Raw genomic sequence first — 19,914 nt, forward strand, 5'->3', positions numbered from 1 at the left:
TTTAATAAATAAAATCTAACCTTTCGTTATATAACGAAAGGTTTTTCTTTTAATTAAGTGTTTTGTGTAAAATATTTTCTAATTTTATACTACTTAAAATTCTTGCTATCATGAAAAACTTAATTTTTGCATGTACACTGCTAATCTGCAGTGCATTTGCTCCTGCCTTAAAAGCTCAGGCATCAGAACCTTTTTTAGGGCAAATAGCCTTTGTACCTTATAATTTTGCTCCAAAATACTGGGCAGAATGTAATGGGCAGATCCTGCCTATCGCTCAAAATCAAGCACTTTTTTCATTGCTAGGAACCACTTACGGAGGAAACGGAACCACTACATTTGCCTTACCTGATATGAGAGGAAGAGTACTTGTTCATAACGGACAAGCTCCGGGAGGGGCAACGAACTATACTATGGGAGAAACCGGCGGAGCTGAAAGTGTAACATTACTGATAACACAGATGCCAGCCCATAATCACACAATAAATGCAGTAACAGCGGAAGGAAATCAAAACTCACCTACCAACAGCCTTCCGGCGGACACAAAAGTTCTTGACAAAGAATATTCCGATGCAGCTGCTAATACTACGATGAAAAGCACAATGGTAGGAAATACAGGAGGAAATCAACCTCATGAAAACAGACCTCCTTTTATTACCCTGAAATGCATCATTGCATTGGCAGGAGTCTTTCCATCACAAAATTAATAGTTATGAAAATTCTTTACGTATTATGTCTTGCTATGGGAAGCTCAGCTTTTACGCAGACAATAACTTTTAGTGGATGTCCTAATCTGTTTAGTAGCCCGCCTAATACTTATGTTTTTAACAAAACAGGAGTAGATGCTTTTAGTAAGAACATCTATATGACTACTCCTATTGATGGTGGACAGGATTGTAGTGGATTGGGTACCTGTGAATTTAAAATCCAATGGAATAATACCCTTACCAGATGGGAATTTCTTGGTGATGAAGGAAACGGAACTTTTACCACTCCCTATCTGATTTATTATAATTCAACAGGAAATAATTCTGTTCCGATACCTCCAGGTAATAGTATTGGAACCTGGGTTGAAAATACCACAATGACAAACGGGCAATGCGGCGGAAACCTTACCGCGGTAAATTCTACCATGACAGGTGATGTACAGACCACAACATTGGGAATTTCAGATCTTTCTAAAAATAAAATCCAGATCTTCCCTAATCCTGTAACAGATTTTATTCGTATTTCCGGCATTGAGGACGGGTTATCTATTCAAATTTACAATATGGATGGACGTCTTATAAAATCTGAAATGTTTGATTCAAAGATTGATGTCTCACAACTTGTTCCAGGTGGTTATATATTAAAAATAAATACCCGGAATTTTCAAACTCATCAATTTAAATTTGTAAAAAAATAATCTGCTCTTTAAAAAAAACAGATCTTTGAAGCTTTCGGAATTTCCGGGAGCTTCTATTCTTTCCTGACAAGGAACATTTTTTGTATGAACGTCTAACATGCCTTCAAGTGTTGTACATCATTTCATCTATTTCCCAGATACTGAAATATTAAGAATTATATATCAGTCAGGAGCGGTTTATGATTATCTTAAAGTACCACCTGACATTATTGAAAAGTTTAAGGAGGCAAGATCCAAAGGGCAATTTTTAAATAAAGTGATCAAGCCTAAATTTAAATACCGTAAAATTGAATAAAAAAATGTCTCCATCGAAATGGAGACATTTATAATATATTAAAATTGAATCAATTTATTTGATGATCAATTTTGAAGTTTTAGATTCTTTTCCATTAGAAACCTGAATCATATATACTCCTTTTCCTAGCTGCTGGTCTACTTTGAAAATACCATTTCCTTCTTCAGTTGCAGAAGGGCTTGCTACCAATCTTCCTGCCATATCAGAAATAGAAACTTTCAGGTTTTTACCATTTTTAGCTTTAATGAAGATCTTATCCCCGGTTGCAACCGGGTTAGGATAAACAGTTAAATCACCATTATCTGCTTTCACTTCGCTTGTCCCTAAGTTCGTAACAAATTTCACAGTATAGTCTTCAACCTGTCCGTACATTAATTGTCCGCAAGGAGTCATGTTAGGATTTTCATCATCTACAAGAACTCTCATTCTTAGCGGAGTGTTAAGTACCACTGAAGCAGGAGCCGTAATAGTAGTATTGTAAGTACCTATTTCTGTAGCTGGATCTGCTATAATATTATCAGCAGAAGCTACAAGTTCAGAAGCTTCAAACGTTCCATTATTATTATAGTCAATCCAAACTCTTATTTCATTATTTGAACCTGAAACATTTACCTGAAGGTTATGTGTTCCCGTTGATGAAAGTTCAGTTGATGTAGCTTTCAGGCAGCTTGCTCCTGTATAGTCTTCATAAAAACTAGCATTATTATGCCAATATCCAGTAGTTGCATTATTAATACTTCCCAGTTTTACGAGAGTTGGTCCTACAAAATAATCATCTGCTGTAGTAATGCCTGCGGGATTACATGTTGCAGCAATAGGCGTTCCAATCGCAGCAGCAGTAGATGGAGCTGTTCCTCCTAATGAAGAACTCAAAGATCCTCTCATTAAAAAGAAGTAAAGAGCAGCCCTGTCATGCTGTCCATTGGTAAACTTAAATGCTATTGGATTGGTATAATTCATCATGTTATACTGTACTCCCTGATAGTTTGCTCCTGTACAATAATTCATATCATTGTTAGTAGGTGCAGGATCATTCAGTAAGCTTCTTGATCTTTCTGTATCACATACCTGATCATCATCTTTATTACAATCATTATAAGTCATCGCCGGGCAGTAGGTAGTAGAAGTAGTACCTTGTGGCGGTTGAGCGTTAGCATTACCAAATGTATGAAGTAATCCCATACTATGTCCAAATTCGTGCGCCAAAGTAATATCATCCTGTAAAGTAACTACAAAAGATTTCATAAAGGATTCGTAGTTATCATCAGAATTTTGAGGCAATCCGGCCCATCCCATAATACCATAAGTTCCGCCTCCATCTACTTTGTTCATAATATAAATATTAAAGTAAGAAGCTTCTGGCCAGTGCGGAGCAATTGTTTTAACCTGTGCTGTAGTAACACCAGATGTACCACTACGGTTTACCCCATTGGCATCATATCCTGGAAGAGTACCACCATTATATCGAACAATTCCTGTAGTAGCATTACAATTTGGGTCTCTTTTGGCCAATACCAACTTAATCGGCATTGTAGCTGCAGTACCAAAATCTGCAGGAATTCCCTGAGCCCATTGATAAGTACCTGCATACATTTGATTACAATGATCCAGCCACGCCTGAATTTGTGCATCACTCTTATTGTAAGCGGTACCAATAGCAGCTCCTGTAGGTGCTATTACGTGTACTACAACAGGAATTTCATAAACTCCATTTACAATTTTGTATGCACTTCCACCTTTAGCAGTTGTATTTTGATTACTGCTAATAATTTTGTTACGCATATTGCGAACCATTTCATCAATTTCCGCATTCTGTTTCTGGTGTACTCTCTGTTCATTATCAAAGTCACACCATTCTTTTTTTTGCTGTGCTGAGATTGAAAGGGAAAGTAACAATGCCCCACAAAGGATAGTTTTCTTCATTACAATAATTTAAAAAAATTAAACAAGTTGAAAATTCATTAATTTCACATATCAATCAACAATATTTATCATCAAAACCAATGTAAAATTTTAAATTTCACTTCAGTTAGTAGAAAAAAGTTCATTATTGTTACATTTTTAAACCAAAATAAAATTAACATCACTTCAAACTACTATTACTTTATTTAAACTTTCCTTAAAAAAATATACAAAATAAAGAGAAATATATAATTTAAAAAATCAAAATACAAAATCAACACACTGATATTCAAATATTAAAGTAAAATTACAAAATAAAAAAACCGCACAAATTGTGCGGTTTTTAATATATAAATTCAATAGTGATTTTATAAAGAATAATTCGGAGCTTCCTGTGTGATAATTACATCATGCGGATGAGATTCTTTCAATCCGCTTCCTGTAATCATTACCAGTTTAGAATCTTTTTGAAGGGTTTCAATATCCTTAGAACCACAGTATCCCATACCAGCTCTTAGGCCTCCTGTTAACTGGAAAATTACATCTTCCAGTTTTCCTTTATGTGGAACTCTCCCTTCAATTCCTTCCGGAACGAATTTTTTAGCTTCACTTTGGAAATATCTCTCTTTACCACCTCTCTTCATTGCTGAAAGGCTTCCCATACCCTGGTAAGACTTGAATTTTCTTCCCTGGAAAATAATTTCTTCACCCGGAGCTTCATCTGTACCCGCTAAAAGTGAACCCAGCATTACTGCTCCTGCTCCACTTGCAATCGCTTTAACGATATCTCCTGAAAGTTTGATTCCACCATCAGCAATTACCGTTACATTTTGTGATTTAGCATATTCGTAAACGTTGTAAATCGCAGATAACTGAGGAACTCCCACTCCTGCAACTACTCTTGTTGTACAGATAGAACCCGGTCCTACTCCCACTTTAAGTACGTTAGCTCCAGCTTCAATAAGGTCTTTAGCAGCTTCTGCAGTTACAATATTTCCGCCTACAACATCAAGGTTCGGATATGCTTTTCTGATTTCTGAAATTTTGTCTAAAACTCCTTTAGAATGACCATGTGCTGAATCGATTGCTACGATATCAACTCCTGCCTGTACCAAAGCCTCAATTCTCGCCAAGGTATCTTCTCCTACTCCTACTCCGGCTCCTACGATAAGACGGCCGTTCTGGTCTTTATTAGCATTTGGATATTCCAACTGATTATCAATATCCTTGATGGTAATTAATCCTACAAGTTTATTATCTTTATCTACAATCGGAAGTTTTTCAACTCTGTTTTTAAGAAGGATTTCTTTTGCCTTTTCAAGGTTGGTATCTTTGTCTGAAGTGATCAGATTTTCTTTGGTCATGATCTCCTCAACTTTCATATCAAGGTTTTCCTGATATTTTACATCTCTGTTGGTGATAATTCCAATCAGAACATTATTAGGATCTACCACCGGAAGACCGGAAATCTTATATCTTGACATAAGATCTCTAGCTTCACCTAAAGTATGATCTTTAGATAAAGTTACCGGATCTGAGATCATTCCGTTTTCGGAACGCTTTACACGGTTTACCTGAGCTGCCTGCTCAGCGATTGTCATGTTTTTGTGAATAAAACCTAATCCTCCAACTCTTGCTAAAGCAATAGCGAGATCAGCTTCGGTAACAGTGTCCATCGCAGCGGAAACTATCGGAACATTCAGCGTGATTTTGTCGGTAAGTCTTGATTTTAATGAAACCTGGTTAGGTAAAACTTCTGAATAAGAAGGGACTAGAAGAACGTCATCGAAAGTGATGGCTGTCTCTACAATTTTGTTATGAATAGACATCTTTACTTTCTTTGCAAAATTAGGTTATTTTAGTGAGATATGAAAATCCTTTTTAATAGTTTAAATAAAATTTAATAATCAATAACTTAAATCGAAAAAACCGCTCTTTTATCAGAACGGTTACGGTACAAAATAATTGAATATGTAGAAACTACTTGTTAAGTCTAATCAAGATGGCTGTTAACAGGTCTATTTTACCGGGTTTCCATTTTCATCTAATTTATCAATATGGGTCTGATTATTTTTATCGATGTATACTTTTAATCTTACTTTCCCTTTTGTATCCCGGATAAATATCCCTACATCACCACTGGCTGTTTTACCGGCAAAGAAGCGTTCATTGGTAAGCTTTCCTTCTTCTCTGAGTTTTGCATAGGCTTTTTTACTTGCACTCGGATCATTTAATTTTTTCAGAGAATCTTCAAACTTAATGATTTCTTCCAGCGGAAAATCATCAGGACGATCCCAGAGTTTTAAGCCGTATACCCTGTTTTTATCTTTTCCTGATCCTTCAAAATACTGAAGCTGCATGATCTGATCTGTATTTCTCTGATCAACAGAATACACCATTCCGGATTCTTTTTCATTGCCATCATATACAAGGCCTCCGCACTCATCTCCCATAGAATTGAAGAAAATAAGTCCTGCCTCTCTTTCACGGGGTTTCAATTCTTTATGATTTACCAAACCAGGGTGCTGGCGTTCTTTGTTACTGATTACCATTTTTAAAGTTCCGTCCTTCTCAATGATATTGATACGTTCTACATCTATTTCCTTAAAACGTTCGTTGGAAGATGAGTTTTTGAATGCGAGAAAGAAAAACATAGCACACAGTATGGTAAGTACAACGGCATAGATTTTAAGGATACGAACTTCTCTTATTAGTTTTTCCATGCTGTGAATGTTTGAGGTTATACAGCTTTATTTATCGGAAACAGAATTAATCATTTTTGAGATATCATTAGCGGTAAAGTTTCCTTTAACGTCTACAAACACGATATCATTTTTCTTAGAACCTACCGTGATCAGCATATTTTTAATGATCTCCCCATCCTGCTTTACACGTATATTGATATCATCTCCATCATGTTTTATGCTTGCCCACTCTTCGTAATGGTTATTACTTAAAAACTGTACGTAGTCGTTCAGCATTTCGCTGCTTCCGTTTGTTACGGTAAGCACTTTTATTTTAGAAGCTTTCTTTACAAGATCTATGGTCTCTTCACTTTCTCCTTCTTCTCTCAGGGCTTTCTTAATATAAGATTTAGCCAGAACCATCGGTACATTGATACTTGCAAACTGAGCTCCCTGGAAATCATATTTTGAGTTCTGGAAAAAATCGATGTTCGGTTTTTCTGAAACGACACACGACTGAAGCATGCCTATTGTCAGAACAGTAAGGAAAATGTTTTTAAGAGTCTTCATAGTTTAGTTTTTATTTGATTTGTCTGAAGCTTCCTCCCGAAACTTTATCTACTTTGGCATCCAGTTCAGGGTTTCCTCTCAACTTTACTGCCGCTCCTGATGAAACACTCACTTTCAGCTTCTCTGTAACCAGTAAAGAAAGACTTGCTCCTGAGGTAGATTCTACTACTGCTGTTGCGATCTTAAGATCATCAGCTTTACAAGACGCTCCGCTGCTGATATCAATTACGGCAGAGGCCGCCTCTCCTGATAAGCTAATACTTGCTCCGCTGGAAGTATCTAATGCCAGCTTTGGTGTTTTAATATCAATATCTATTACTGAACCTGAGCTTACTTCTACTGCTGCAGACTCTTTTACATTGAATGTTCCTTTAATAATAGAACCAGATTCTGCTTCAATTGCAAGGCTGCTTTCTGTAACAGGATTCACTGCTGTAAAGACACTTCCTGACGATGTTTTTATAGCACTAATGCTGGGAGCTGAAACATTGACATTAAGATTTTTAAATCTCAGGTTTCGAACACCTTTATTGTCAACATAGATCTTTAAAACTCCGTTTTCTACTTTTGTAATCACATACTGAAGCTTATCTGCATCTGCAATTACTTTTACACTTCTTGTATTTTCCTGTTTGTAGGTAACATTTACTCCTACACTGGCATCTATTTTTGAGAATTCACCCACGTTTCTGTTATCTCCGTTCAGGTAAGATGATGTATTGCCCGAAGTGAGGTCATTTCTTACGGAAGTTGTCACAGAAGAAGTGGTTGTTTCACCGGAATTAATGATCTTATTCACATCAGATAACTTCATTTTTCCATTAAGAATAAAAATAATATTCTCTTCTTTGGAATCAACGTTGAAAACAAGATTTTCAAGATAGTTATCTTTCTCATCTTCAGCCAGGAATTTCATAGAAGTTCCATCGCTGCTCATAGACATCAGCTCATTGAAGTTTAAAGATTTCAATGCATCATTTATTCTCGCCGTTTTATCTTCATTCATTTTTATATTGGCAAGATTCTCATCTTTTAAACGATCCGGGAAGGTAATTTTAGGGATAATCAAAATTTTAAGCCCATCCACATCGTTCAGAATCGGTTTTATTTTTCCGACGTAAGCATCGTCAACATCAATGGTATTCAGTAGCTTGAACATCGGTTTTTTAATATTGATAGAGGTTACTCTTCCCTTTTTTTCAAAATCCTGAAAAAGCTTGTCTAATTTCTCAGTCTGTGCAGAATAAGTTGCAAAGCTGCTTAGCATTACGGCTATTATAAAAAATATTTTTTTCATGGGATTGTTCTGATTTTTAGTATTCGCTGTCAAGATTTTCATTTTTTTGAGAAGATGCTACTGTTTTTTTAAACTCGTTTCCTAATTTCATAAAGGAATATTTGGCAACATCTATGGCTTCTTTTTCACTGCTGATTCTTTTGCCGTTTACAATAACATAAGAGTCATTGTACGAAGATGCAGAATCACTTAAATTTTTATTGTTTGAGGCATTGCTTACATATCTGGGTCTTGTTTCCTTTTTAAGTCTTCCTCTTTTTGGCAGAATTTCATCCATTACATCTTTTTCTGCCACCTGGTTGTCCTGAAAAACAGAATCTTTTTTCACTCCGGAAATGGAATCTGTGTGATTTACAGCAACCTGTTCCTGGTGATCACTGTTTTCTTCAATGAATCCGGATTTCTGCTTTAAGATTTCATCTTTTACCAGCTTTTCTTTGTCCTGCGCATCCTTATTACTGTTATTCAGGAAGAATCCGATGCTTAAGACCAGCATTACACTGGCGGCCATCCAGAACCATTTAGGAAAGGAGGGTTTCTTCTTTTCTTCCAATGGAATAACAGGTGCTGTATTCTGTTCAGGTTCCGCACCTTCTGCAGTCTGAAGAAAGTCTTCAAAACTCCAGTCCATTTTTTCTTCCTTAATATCCTGGAAGATTTCGTTATATTTATCTTGTAATTGATCTTTTTTCATAGCTCATCAGTTGTGAGATTTGTTCTTTTACTTTTTGTCTCGCACGCATCAGGTTTACCCTTACTGCATTTTCCTCCATTTCCAACATTTCAGAAATTTCGGAAACATCATACTCTTCTACATCTTTCAAGTGGATGACCATCTTCTGTTTTTCGGGGAGCTGATTGATAAATCCTATAATATGTTCCTTAAGGTTATCAACTTCCATACTATAAAGCTCCGACCGATGAAGCTGCATATCCGCAAAGCCGATCTTTACATCGTGATGCTTCAATCTGTTCAGGCATTCGTTCCGGACAGACTTCAGTGCATAGGATTTAAAATTCCCGAACTGCTCAAGCTCATCCCTCTTCTGCCAAAACTTCATCATGAGATCCTGTACTACATCTTCTGCTTCATCACTGCTCATGACAAACCGTTTCGCAAAACGATACATCTCGTCTTTGAGAATAAACACCGTATTCTTGAAAGTTTCTTGGGTCATGAGTTTTGTTTCTTATAGGTAAGACAATTGCCGTTACAGATCTATTACATCAAAAATAAAAAAACTTCAAAAAAAATTGAAGTTTTTATTTTTTACCGAGAAGCTGCTTGAGAAATGCGATCTCCGCATCCTTGTCTTTAAGCCTTTGTTCGTATTGGTCTATTAGTTTTTCAGAGGCATTGATGGTTGCATAATTCTGAGCTATTGCAACTTCATTATTATTTTGATTGACAGTTATACTATCTCCACTCAAAAAATCCAGAACGCTTGCCTCTAACACTTTTGCAATATCCTCCACCTGAGAAAAAGCGGGTTTACTTTTATCATTTTCAAAATTGGAATAGGTTTTCTGGGAAACATTCAATGCTTCCGCAAGATACTCCTGGATAAAGTTCTTATTGATTCTCGCTTTTTTCAGTTTTTCTCCTAGAGTCATAGCACAATGTATTTTTATCAAAATTACATATTTTTTCTTTTAGAAAAATAATACGGAAACCAGTATTTTTCTACTGTATTGTTTCAGTTTATTATTCACACATTTGTAGAGTTATAAAAAAAGTATATATTTAATACCTAAAAAACAAATGCTTATGAAGAAAAATTTAATCTTTCGGCTTTTCCTGCCGATGGTTCTCTTTACCCTGTTCCATTCCTGTATTCATGATGAAACATTAGCTTCCTCAGATCCGGCTTCTAAAGAATACACCAATAAGAGCTTATGGAAAGAAGATGAAAAGTATATCATGAATGTCATGAAAATCTATGAGGATAATGAATTTAAGATCAAAAAAAGTAATGGCACTCCTTACTGGAACTATGCTACTACTGTGGACCAGTATGATGAAAGCTTTCTGATGGTACCTGTAGTAGAGAACGGGAAAGTGGTATCTGTATTACAGGTTCCGAGACATCAGGATAAAGTGTATTTTATTTATACGTCTTCAGATGATGATATTTCTTTCTTTCAAAATCTGTTTTCTTCTAAACTAAAAAGAGTAATAGACACAAAAGTGAGTGATGAGGCCAGCAAGCTGGTTTGTACTACAAAGGTCTATTCTATATGGTATCCTGATAATGAGTCTAATCCCGATCCTTCGAGCGGATCAGGACATTGGGGAACTTATCACGTCACCAACTGTACATTTTCACAAGCGGAAGCTTGCCTAGGTATTGTAGGGCCTAATGGAGAGTGTCTAGAAGGCGGCGGCGGTGGATATAATTATCCAATAGGAGGCGGAACTAATAATAACCCACCTGATCAACAAAATCCCTGTGATAAGCTAAAAACACAAACTTCTAATATTACGTTTAAAAATAATATAACTTCCCTCGAAGGAAAAACTACTGACAGCTATGAAAGTGGTTATAGGATAGGAACTAATTCTGATGGATCTTTACAAAATCAATTATTACAAAATAAGCCTGGAACACAACAAGTGGATCTCAAAGCCTTCTCAAATACAATAACATTAATGCATTCACATTATGACGAATTGTATCCAATGTTTTCACCAGGTGACATCATCTTCTTTAACCAATGGATTGTTTGGGCACAGAATTGGAACTCAGTACCTAAAAACATGCCTAAGATACCATTAAATAATCTTACATTCACCCTAGTAACAAGTAATGGAAATTATTCTTTTAATTTTGATGGAACATCTACAATCCCTTTACCTAATTATACAATTCAAGAATTAGATAAATTGAATAAGGATTATATAGAAAATCTAAATAAAGCAGTTACTATAGGAAATGTAAGTGGAGATGCAAGTTATAATATGGAAAAGTTAGAAACAGAATTCCTTAAATTTATGAATGATAAAATGAAGATGGAGGGGCTGCAACTTTATAAAACCACAACTAGTGGAAATTCATCATTAACTTTAGTAAATGGAACACGTCAGGAAACTGATTGTCCGAATTAAAAAATTATAATTATGAAACAAGCATTATTAATATTACTAGTATTTATTACAATCTCATGTAATGCACAAATTTATCCTTTAAACTATAAAGAAGATGTTCCGAATGGAGCCTACTACAAAGACTTAGATGGTGAACTTGATAAATATGTTGGTTTATGGAAAGGAACATGGAATGGAAAGACAGTGTACTTAGAGTTAAAAAAAATTAAGGATTATAGTGATGGAACTCATCCATATTACAAGGACAGGATATTGGGAGAACGAAAAATTATAGCTTCAAACGGGACTGTAGAAATTGATAGAATTTCTAATTTCGGAAGTGAGGGAACAGAGTTTTGGGGAATTGGGTTTAATTTAAAAAACGGAAATATAAAACGATTATATTTCTCTCCTAGAAACATGTGTAAAAAAACTGCAACTTTGGATATTACAAGTTTCACAGGAAGTCAAATGACTTTACATTTTGAATATCTTCCAAGTATTATAGATCCTAATTGTCAACATAACGCCTATGTAGATCAGTATGGAGATTTTCCTATTAATTTTCCGAAAGATATTGTATTAACAAAACAATAAACAAAGCCTCTTCGGAGGCTTTTTCAAATGATGAAATATGAAACGAATACTATTTATTTTAATCTTTTTATCTACTTGGTTTAACGCTCAGGTTATAAAAGATTCAATTTTAGGGAAACCAAAATTCGTAAAAGAATACGTAGTTTTTCTAAATAATTCTGGTCCATTTACCTTTATGAAGGGTGATGATGAATATGGACATGCTGTAATCATGACACCCAAAAACCTAAGAAGCAGAATGCGGGAGACATGGTTTGAAACAGATTTCTGCCGATATATAAATAATGAAACTTACTATGATAAAAACCGGAATATAACAAAAGAAACGTGGTATTACAAATCAGGAGAAATTGTTGATGATTATGATTATACGTTTGATAGCCTTAATAGATTAATTGCAGAAAAAAGGAAAAACAAATATTCAGAATCATCTTTTCATTACTTTTTTAATGGAAACAATAAAACTCCAAACTTTAAAGAAGCTTACTACAGAACTAAGGATAAGCCTATGGAAAAATACATAAGCAATCTTGAAAGTTTTAAGCCTCTGTATATAACTAAATTTGATACTCTAACAAGAACAGACAGTATTTTTACAATAACAAATGATATTTGGAAAAAGGTAGGTGAGCGTTCTTATACTGAGGTTAAAGACTCTATTTATCATAAGAAACTAAATCGTGTAAAAATTTATGATAATCAGTATAGGGTAATTGAAGAAAAATCTTTCGATCATAAACTTGATTATGAAAACAAAAAAATATTTTTAAGCAAGCATATGAAATACGAATATGATAAATCTGGAAATCTAATACAGAGAGCTGAAATTAAAGACGGAAAGTACCATTATTATACTATACTTGGAAACGGTAAAATAATCACAGAAGAAAAAGATGGTAATTATGAAAAACCCTCGTTTATTACTTATACTTATACCAAAGATCAAAAATTAGAAAGAACAACAGCACACTACAATAATAGTATTTGGTATGATATCCGATTTGAATATAAAGATAATTATATAAGTAAAATATTTTATTTAGATGAGAGAGATAAAAAAAATGAACCAACAGTAATTATTTTCAAATATAGGTTTGATAAGCAAAAAAACTGGACAGAAGTTATTAAGAATATAGATGGAAAAGATTTATATAAATGGGTCAGAAAAATCGAATATTACTAAAACTACCCCTCAGAAATTCTGAGGGGATTTTATATTTTTAATACGTATCAAAAATATGTTTCAAGATTGCTTTATCCTCTTCTGTTAAAGAAACTTTTCTCCTCGCCATGGCTCTTTCTGCCACTTCATATACTTTATCAAGTTTGAACCTTTCATCATCTTTCAATCCGCCCCATGAGAAGTTTTCCACAAGATTGGGTGGAAAACCAGGTTTGAAGATATTGGAAGCAACACCAATTACCGTTCCTGTATTCAATTGGGTATTGATTGCTGTTTTGGAATGATCTCCCATGATTAATCCTGCAAACTGCAATCCTGTATCTTCAAAAGCTTTGGTTCTGTAGTTCCAGAATTTTACGTTTCCATAGTTGTTCTTCATATTCGAAGAATTGGTATCAGCTCCGAAATTACACCATTCTCCAATCACAGAGTTTCCTACAAAGCCTTCGTGTCCTTTACTCGAGTATCCGAATATAATAATATTGTTGACTTCACCTCCTACTTTACAATGCGGTCCTACCGTAGTTGCCCCGTAGATCTTAGCCCCAAGATTAAATTTGGAATCATCACAAAGCGCTATTGGTCCGCGAAGATGACAGCCTTCCATGACCTCTGTGTTTTTACCGATATAAATCTTACCTGTTTTTGTATTGATTGTGGAGAATTCAATATAAGCTCCTTCTTCAATAAAGAGATCTTTTTTATCTCCTAAAAATCCATTGGTTGAAGATAATTCCTGCGAAGTTCTTCCTTTAGTCAGCAAATCAAAATCGAAATCAATAGCATGATGATTATAGGTAAACAGATCTTTTGGTCTTTTAAAGAAAATAAGATTCTCTTTAATATCCGTCATTTTTTCAATCTGGTTCAGAGAAAAGCCTTTCATATTGATTTTAGCCGCAATCAATTCGTCTTCATAAACCAATGCTTCTCCCTGCTTAAGGTCTTTAATCTGTTGAATTACAGTTTCTGTAGGGAGGAAATTCGGAACTAAAAAAAGACTTTCTTTTTCCTCCGGATTTTTAAATTTATCCTGAAGATATGTTTCCGTGAAGTAGGAAATCTCTGTGTTTTCCAGGATTTTCTGCCATCTTTCGGAGAATGTAAGAATTCCGCATCGCATTGCAGCAACCGGGCGGGTAAAAGTAAGCGGAAGAAAGTCTTCCCAATATTGTGCGTCTGAAAATACTATCTGCATCATTCAGTTTTTAAGTTTAAAGTTTAAAATTCAAGGTTAACAAATTTACAATAAAAAAAGTCTCCCAAAAATTGGAAGACTTTAATATTTTAAGTGTACAAAAATTACTTAGCGAATTTTTTGTATTTGTTCATGAACTTATCAACTCTACCTGCAGTGTCAACTAGTTTTACTTTACCAGTGTAGAAAGGGTGAGAAGTTGAAGAGATTTCCATTTTGATTAATGGATATTCTTGTCCTTCAAACTCGATAGTGTCTTTTGTTTCTGCAGTAGACTTGCAAAGAAACACCTCGTCGTTACTCATATCTTTGAAAACAACAAGTCTATAATTTTCTGGGTGGATTCCGTTTTTCATAATACTATTTTTAAAAAAATTAAGTTTGCTTTCGAAATAGTAATGGATATTTCTCTGCTAAATTTTAGGTTGCAAAAATACAACATTTTTTTAAAATTCCAAATACTGAATTCATTTTTTTTTATTGGTAAGAAATTTAAAGTATTTTCGTTAAATTTGGAACTTACTTAAACTTTAATTTCAATGAAATTCAAATTATTACTGGCTTTTTCCTTCTGGATGTTACTTGTAGCAGTATCATGTAATAAGGATGATATTACGTTTGACAGCCCTACCCAGCAGCTAAGTTTCTCAAGGGATACGGTATTCTGTGACACGGTATATCATCAGGTACGTTCAGAAACCTATGTAGTAAAAGTATATAATAATGAAGATAAGGATATCATGATCCCAAGGGTGAATCTTGAAAAAGGCGCCGCTTCATTATATAGAATCAATGTAGACGGAAAACCTGGATACGATTTTAAAAATGTTCCTTTAAGAAAGAAAGACAGTCTTTATATTTTTGTTGAAATTGCCCCGGAAGCTACCGGACCAGAAGCGATTGCTGAGGACAAAGTTCTTTTTACCAGCCCAACCGGACAACAGCATGTCACTTTATTTTCTGTAGTTCAGGATGCTGAATTTTTTATTCAGACTCCCGGCAACCCGAATATAATTACCAATTCCACAACATGGAATAACAATAAGGCAAAGATCATCTACGGAAACCTTACCATCAATCCAAGTGTAACGTTGGATATTAATCCTGGAACTAAGGTATACTTCCACAAAAACAGCGGAATGAAAGTTTCTTCCGGAGCGGTTTTAAATATCAACGGAACGCAGGCTGACCAGGTTATTCTTCGTGGAGACAGGAATGATACTTATTATGATACGATTCCTAAAAACTGGAATTCTATTAAAATGGAAGCGAATTCTACACTTAAGATGAACCATGCAAGACTTTTCGGAGGAACAAGAGGTCTTGATATGAGACAAACGAATGCTACCATCACCAATTCATTCATCCATACTTTCTTTGAATATGGAATTTACGCTGTAGGTTCTACTGTGAATGCCAATAATCTTGTGATGAACAATTGTGGTTTATCATGTGTAGGTATTTTCAGAGGAGGAAAACACAGCTATACTCACGCTACGATTGCCAACTACTCCAGAACAATGAGCTCTTTTGACAGAAGCGGAATTTTTGCAGCCAATGAATGGAAGAATGATGCAGGACAATCAGAACAGGGCGCTTTACAGCTGCTTGATATTAAAAACAGTATTGTATATTCTGACAGGGATGATGCTGTTCATTTTGAACAGACTCCAGGGCAGCAGTTTGAATTCTTACTTCAAAATTCATTAATCAAATATACGAGTGCAACAGGATCCGGCTTCACTTTTGACAACAATCCGAATGTGATACAAACAACAAAGAATACCGATCCACAGTTTGTCAATTATTTTATGGCTAAAATGAATTTAAGAGTAAAGCCTGGTTCTCCAGCCCTTGGAAAAGGAAATGCAGCTGTTGCAGCAACAGTACCTTCCGATATTGTCGGTGTATCCAGAACTACAAACCCAACGCTTGGAGCTTATCAATAATGGAAATTACTGAGTTACAGAAGCAGGTAGATGAATGGATCAAAACCATTGGGGTAAGATACTTTAATGAACTTACCAACATGGCAATGCTGACAGAAGAAGTAGGTGAAGTGGCAAGAATCATTGCCAGAAGATATGGTGAACAAAGCGAAAAGGAAAGCGATAAAACGAAAGACCTTGGTGAAGAGCTGGCAGATGTACTTTTTGTAACGTTATGTCTGGCCAATCAGACCGGAGTGAACCTGCAGGATGCTTTTGACCGAAAAATGAAAATCAAGACGGACCGGGATAAAGACCGGCATCAGAACAACGAAAAATTGAAATAATTATAAATGATGAGTTATGAATAATACCTAAATTTGTAACTCATTATTTTTTTAAGATAATGTAGATCATAATGAAGCTAGAAAAATCAAAATTATCAGGAGGAAAAACAGTACAGATCAGCGGTTCGAAAAGTATTTCGAATCGTTTATTGATTCTGGAAAGCCTGTTCAGCAATATAAAAATCGGAAATCTATCCAATTCTCAGGATACTCAATTGCTAAAAAAAGCGTTATCTGAGGATACCGAAGTGGTAGACATTCATCATGCAGGAACTGCCATGCGTTTTCTTACTTCTTATTATTCTATTCAAGAGGGTAAGACCACTATTCTTACCGGTTCGGGGAGAATGAAAGAAAGGCCTATCAAAAATCTGGTAAGTGCTTTGAGGGATCTTGGAGTAGAAATTGAATATATGGAGAACGAAGGTTTCCCCCCTTTAAAAATTACAGGAAAAAAGATCACTCAGACTTCCGTGAATGTTCCGGCTAATATTTCAAGCCAGTTTATCACCTCTCTGCTTCTTGTTGCAGGAAAACTTGAAAACGGATTAGAGATTAATCTTGTGGGAGAAGTGACTTCAAGATCTTATATTGAAATGACCCTTGATATTCTGACAAAATTTGGCATTCAAAGCAGTTTTGAAGGAAATACCATCAAAGTAGAGCCTTTCACTCCTGACAATAATGAAATAGTACAGTATGAAGTGGAAAGCGACTGGAGTTCGGCTTCTTACTTCTACTCTATCTGCGCGTTGGGAAGAGAAACCATTCATCTGAAAAGTTTTTACAAGGAATCAACACAGGGAGATTCTGCAATTGCCAACATCTATGAGAAGTTCTTCGGGATTAAAACAACATTCTCTAAAGATGAGCATCAACTAACACTGGAACCTCAGCCAGATTTTTCTTTTCCTGAAAAAATTGTTCTGGATATGAATGACTGTCCTGATATTGCACAGACGCTTTGTGTAACGGCAGCCGCCTTAAAAATACCTTTCGATATTTCAGGATTGGGAACTTTAAGAGTAAAGGAAACCGACAGACTTCTTGCTTTATATAATGAACTGCAAAAACTAGGTACTGAAACAGAAATTACAGATCTGACGATTAAATCAATCAGTTTTGGAGAGCCACAAGACCATATTTCTATTAAGACCTACCAGGATCACAGAATGGCCATGAGTTTTGCACCATTTTGTCTGATCGGAGAACTCAATATTGAAGATGAAGATGTAGTGGAAAAGTCTTATCCAATGTTCTGGAAAGATCTTGAGAGCATACTGACTCATTAATAAAAACTATAAATGTGGTAATTTGAAGATGATTATTTTTTCGGATTACCACATTTTTAATTATACTGATAATCATGAAATCTGTCTTTCACTTTTTGATATTCTTATCTGTGACGAACTTATCTGCTCAGAAGCTGAAAAATTTTTTGGTTCCGAAAGGTTATACCCAGATTGCAGAAGCCAAAGGCGATCTTGACAAAGATGGAAAAGATGAAACTGTCCTGGTATTTAATACGAATATAAAAGTATCAGACAACCAAAAACCGGAAGGTACAAGTGACTATAAAAGGGTTTTCTATATTCTGAAAAAGGAAAACAGTGGTCTGAAAATATGGAAAGAAAATTCTGACATCCTTTTTTCAAGCGAATTCGGATTTTATCCTTCTGACAATACTCTTACAATCGATATAAAAAATAATTGTCTTATTATTGAACAGCAGTTTTTTACCAATTCAAGGCATACCCAGCAATATAAACATACCTTCAGATTTCAGAACGGAGATTTTTATCTGATAGGTTTGTACGATCATTTTGAAGACACCTGTGATTTCAGTTTCACGAATGAAATCAATTTTTCTACAGGCCAGGTGATTGTTGACAGAGAATATTCATCCTGTGATGATGACACCAAAGTACCCGAAAACTCACACAAAGAGTTTACTCATAAATTCCCTGCTCTTATTAAAATGAATGATTTCTTTATCGGAGACCACAAGTTCAGGCTTCCCGGCTTGAAGGAGGATTTTGTGTTTTAAGATGGAAATCTTCCGCTTAATTTTAAACACAAAGTAAAAACAATACTGCCGCAATATTAAAATATGCAAAGAGGCCGACCTATGTCGTTGACGAAGCTTGATTTATACATCGGCTTAGAAAGAATCAATTTCATTGATTTCATCTTTGCTTCCTTTCTATTTCCGGAACCAAAATAAACGTTGTGTTAATAAAAACCGGTCTTCTTTCTTCCAGCTTCCATCATTCAACTCCCCGACTTTATATCAACTTAATCATCTCTTAAAGTTAAATTAACTCCTCATGTTTTGATATATTCTTATTTTTAAGCTGCATTAAAAAATAAAAAAACTATGTTCAAACAAAACATGAAACGCTTTACAGCCATCACTCTTGGTGTTGTTACTGCGTCAATCTTCTTTTCGTGTGCCAATGACAGCATGATGGAAAGAGATTCTAATGAAAACCCTATGGCTTCTTTAGCAAAAACAAGTAATAGGGCTTCATTATTACCTATTGCCATGAATAATTGGATGTCTGGTCTTCAGGATAATATTTCAATTTCAAAAATCTCCATTCCTGGCACTCATGATTCCGGAGCACGTGTAGATGCCCCTGTGGTATCAGGTACAGCTAAAACGCAGGACCTCAGCATTGCAGAACAACTGAATGCCGGTGTACGATTTCTTGATATTCGCTGCAGGCATATTGACAATGCTTTTGCCATTCATCATGGTTCTATTTATCAGAATATGAATTTTGATGATGTATTAAATGCATGTTATGCATTTCTCCAAAGCAATCCTTCTGAAACGATAATCATGTCTGTAAAAGAAGAATACGATGCTTCCAACACCACCAGAAGTTTTGAACAGACCTTTGACTCTTATGTACAGAAAAATCCTTCTAAATGGGATCTTGGAGCTAATATTCCTACCTTAGGTTCTGTAAGAGGAAAGATCAAATTATTGAGAAGATTTTCTTCGGGAACAACCAAAGGAATCAATGCTTCTCCGTGGGCAGATAATACGACGTTTGATATCAATAATTCCGGTGTACAGTTGAAAGTTCAGGATTATTATAAGGTTACAAACAATGATGACAAGTGGAATGGAATTTCCAGTCTGCTTAATGAAGCCAAAAATGATACGAATGGTAAACTTTTCGTGAACTTCACCAGCGGTTATAAACCAGGAATCTTCGGGATCCCAAGTATTCCTACGGTGTCCAACAATATTAATCCAAGGCTTAAAACATTCTTCCAGGCGAATACTCAGGGTTCATATGGAGTAATGCCGATTGATTTTGTGAATGCAGAACTGTCTGAATTAATTGTGAAAACCAATTTCTAAATCATTATTTGTTAGATATACTCAAAGGCGGTCTCTATTTGAGGCGGCCT

21 protein-coding genes are annotated in these 19,914 nt (G+C 35.2%); 11 read left to right on the forward strand and 10 right to left on the reverse strand.

The genetic code is table 11. The annotated features are described in order from the left end of the window. The first annotated feature begins 110 nt into the window (after positions 1 to 110). The 3 genes from FN817_RS18390 to FN817_RS18400 all read left to right on the forward strand — a co-directional run bounded on the left by FN817_RS18390 (position 111) and on the right by FN817_RS18400 (position 1,697). A complete protein-coding gene (locus FN817_RS18390; RefSeq protein WP_142719199.1) occupies positions 111 to 704 on the forward strand; it encodes a phage tail protein in 594 nt (197 codons plus the stop codon). Positions 705 to 709: 5 nt separating this feature from the next. Continuing rightward, positions 710 to 1,402 (forward strand): T9SS type A sorting domain-containing protein, encoded by a 693-nt coding sequence (locus FN817_RS18395; protein WP_142719200.1) that lies wholly within the window; start codon positions 710 to 712, stop codon positions 1,400 to 1,402. A 97-nt stretch (positions 1,403 to 1,499) separates the two neighbouring features. Beyond that, positions 1,500 to 1,697, forward strand: a complete 198-nt coding sequence (locus tag FN817_RS18400) for a KTSC domain-containing protein (RefSeq protein WP_142719201.1) — start codon at positions 1,500 to 1,502, stop codon at positions 1,695 to 1,697. 54 nt (positions 1,698 to 1,751) lie between these two features. Here FN817_RS18400 and FN817_RS18405 read toward each other — a convergent pair whose 3' ends face one another. The 8 genes from FN817_RS18405 to FN817_RS18440 all read right to left on the reverse strand — a co-directional run bounded on the left by FN817_RS18405 (position 1,752) and on the right by FN817_RS18440 (position 9,764). Then, positions 1,752 to 3,620 (reverse strand): GEVED domain-containing protein, encoded by a 1,869-nt coding sequence (locus FN817_RS18405; protein ID WP_142719202.1) that lies wholly within the window; start codon positions 3,618 to 3,620, stop codon positions 1,752 to 1,754. Positions 3,621 to 3,967: 347 nt separating this feature from the next. Next, complete coding sequence (guaB, locus tag FN817_RS18410) at positions 3,968 to 5,428, reverse strand: IMP dehydrogenase (RefSeq protein ID WP_047424940.1); 1,461 nt, start codon at positions 5,426 to 5,428, stop codon at positions 3,968 to 3,970. A 189-nt stretch (positions 5,429 to 5,617) separates the two neighbouring features. Beyond that, entirely contained in the window at positions 5,618 to 6,322 is a 705-nt protein-coding gene (locus FN817_RS18415; RefSeq protein ID WP_142719203.1) for a hypothetical protein, read from the reverse strand. Between the two features lie 27 nt (positions 6,323 to 6,349). Further along, the gene (locus FN817_RS18420) at positions 6,350 to 6,853 is read right to left on the reverse strand and encodes a DUF4252 domain-containing protein (RefSeq protein WP_142719204.1); all 504 of its coding nucleotides are present in this window, start codon (positions 6,851 to 6,853) and stop codon (positions 6,350 to 6,352) included. Positions 6,854 to 6,863: 10 nt separating this feature from the next. Next, entirely contained in the window at positions 6,864 to 8,150 is a 1,287-nt protein-coding gene (locus FN817_RS18425) for a DUF4252 domain-containing protein (RefSeq protein ID WP_047425186.1), read from the reverse strand. 16 nt (positions 8,151 to 8,166) lie between these two features. Then, positions 8,167 to 8,844, reverse strand: coding sequence for a hypothetical protein (locus FN817_RS18430; RefSeq protein ID WP_142719205.1), 678 nt, complete (start codon positions 8,842 to 8,844; stop codon positions 8,167 to 8,169). Then, positions 8,819 to 9,328 carry an RNA polymerase sigma factor gene (locus tag FN817_RS18435; RefSeq protein WP_124536645.1) on the reverse strand — a complete coding sequence of 170 codons (510 nt, stop codon included), beginning with the start codon at positions 9,326 to 9,328 and terminating at the stop codon, positions 8,819 to 8,821. The genes FN817_RS18430 and FN817_RS18435 overlap by 26 nt, the downstream gene beginning before the upstream one ends. An 85-nt stretch (positions 9,329 to 9,413) precedes the next feature. After that, positions 9,414 to 9,764 carry a helix-turn-helix domain-containing protein gene (locus FN817_RS18440; RefSeq protein WP_142719206.1) on the reverse strand — a complete coding sequence of 117 codons (351 nt, stop codon included), beginning with the start codon at positions 9,762 to 9,764 and terminating at the stop codon, positions 9,414 to 9,416. A gap of 154 nt (positions 9,765 to 9,918) precedes the next feature. Here FN817_RS18440 and FN817_RS18445 point away from each other — a divergent pair, with 154 nt between their 5' ends. From FN817_RS18445 to FN817_RS18455, 3 genes are read left to right on the forward strand one after another with little or no spacing between them, the layout of a single operon-like run. Further along, positions 9,919 to 11,256 (forward strand): hypothetical protein, encoded by a 1,338-nt coding sequence (locus FN817_RS18445; RefSeq protein WP_142719207.1) that lies wholly within the window; start codon positions 9,919 to 9,921, stop codon positions 11,254 to 11,256. A 12-nt stretch (positions 11,257 to 11,268) separates the two neighbouring features. Beyond that, a complete protein-coding gene (locus FN817_RS18450) occupies positions 11,269 to 11,832 on the forward strand; it encodes a DUF6705 family protein (RefSeq protein WP_142719208.1) in 564 nt (187 codons plus the stop codon). A gap of 37 nt (positions 11,833 to 11,869) precedes the next feature. Then, positions 11,870 to 13,015, forward strand: coding sequence for a hypothetical protein (locus tag FN817_RS18455; protein WP_142719209.1), 1,146 nt, complete (start codon positions 11,870 to 11,872; stop codon positions 13,013 to 13,015). Between the two features lie 37 nt (positions 13,016 to 13,052). On the opposite strand, the gene FN817_RS18460 is transcribed toward FN817_RS18455, so the two are convergent. Then, complete coding sequence (locus tag FN817_RS18460; protein WP_142719232.1) at positions 13,053 to 14,213, reverse strand: GlmU family protein; 1,161 nt, start codon at positions 14,211 to 14,213, stop codon at positions 13,053 to 13,055. A gap of 104 nt (positions 14,214 to 14,317) precedes the next feature. Continuing rightward, positions 14,318 to 14,569 (reverse strand): type B 50S ribosomal protein L31, encoded by a 252-nt coding sequence (locus FN817_RS18465; RefSeq protein ID WP_027375398.1) that lies wholly within the window; start codon positions 14,567 to 14,569, stop codon positions 14,318 to 14,320. 183 nt (positions 14,570 to 14,752) lie between these two features. Here FN817_RS18465 and FN817_RS18470 point away from each other — a divergent pair, with 183 nt between their 5' ends. The 5 genes from FN817_RS18470 (at position 14,753) to FN817_RS18490 (ending at position 19,864) form a co-directional block, all read left to right on the forward strand. Next, complete coding sequence (locus tag FN817_RS18470; protein ID WP_142719210.1) at positions 14,753 to 16,162, forward strand: hypothetical protein; 1,410 nt, start codon at positions 14,753 to 14,755, stop codon at positions 16,160 to 16,162. After that, positions 16,162 to 16,488 (forward strand): nucleotide pyrophosphohydrolase, encoded by a 327-nt coding sequence (locus tag FN817_RS18475; protein WP_142719211.1) that lies wholly within the window; start codon positions 16,162 to 16,164, stop codon positions 16,486 to 16,488. Before FN817_RS18470 ends, FN817_RS18475 begins: the two co-directional genes overlap by 1 nt. Before the next feature lie 71 nt (positions 16,489 to 16,559). After that, complete coding sequence (locus tag FN817_RS18480; protein WP_142719212.1) at positions 16,560 to 17,780, forward strand: 3-phosphoshikimate 1-carboxyvinyltransferase; 1,221 nt, start codon at positions 16,560 to 16,562, stop codon at positions 17,778 to 17,780. 74 nt (positions 17,781 to 17,854) lie between these two features. Continuing rightward, a complete protein-coding gene (locus FN817_RS18485; RefSeq protein WP_228451597.1) occupies positions 17,855 to 18,535 on the forward strand; it encodes a hypothetical protein in 681 nt (226 codons plus the stop codon). A 345-nt stretch (positions 18,536 to 18,880) separates the two neighbouring features. Next, positions 18,881 to 19,864: a phosphatidylinositol-specific phospholipase C gene (locus tag FN817_RS18490; RefSeq protein ID WP_228451598.1), complete on the forward strand. Its 984-nt coding sequence runs from the start codon at positions 18,881 to 18,883 to the stop codon at positions 19,862 to 19,864. Positions 19,865 to 19,914 lie beyond the last annotated feature (50 nt).

The sequence above is a fragment of the Chryseobacterium rhizoplanae genome (assembly GCF_900182655.1).
In the GTDB taxonomy this organism is placed as follows: Bacteria; Bacteroidota; Bacteroidia; order Flavobacteriales; family Weeksellaceae; genus Chryseobacterium; species Chryseobacterium rhizoplanae.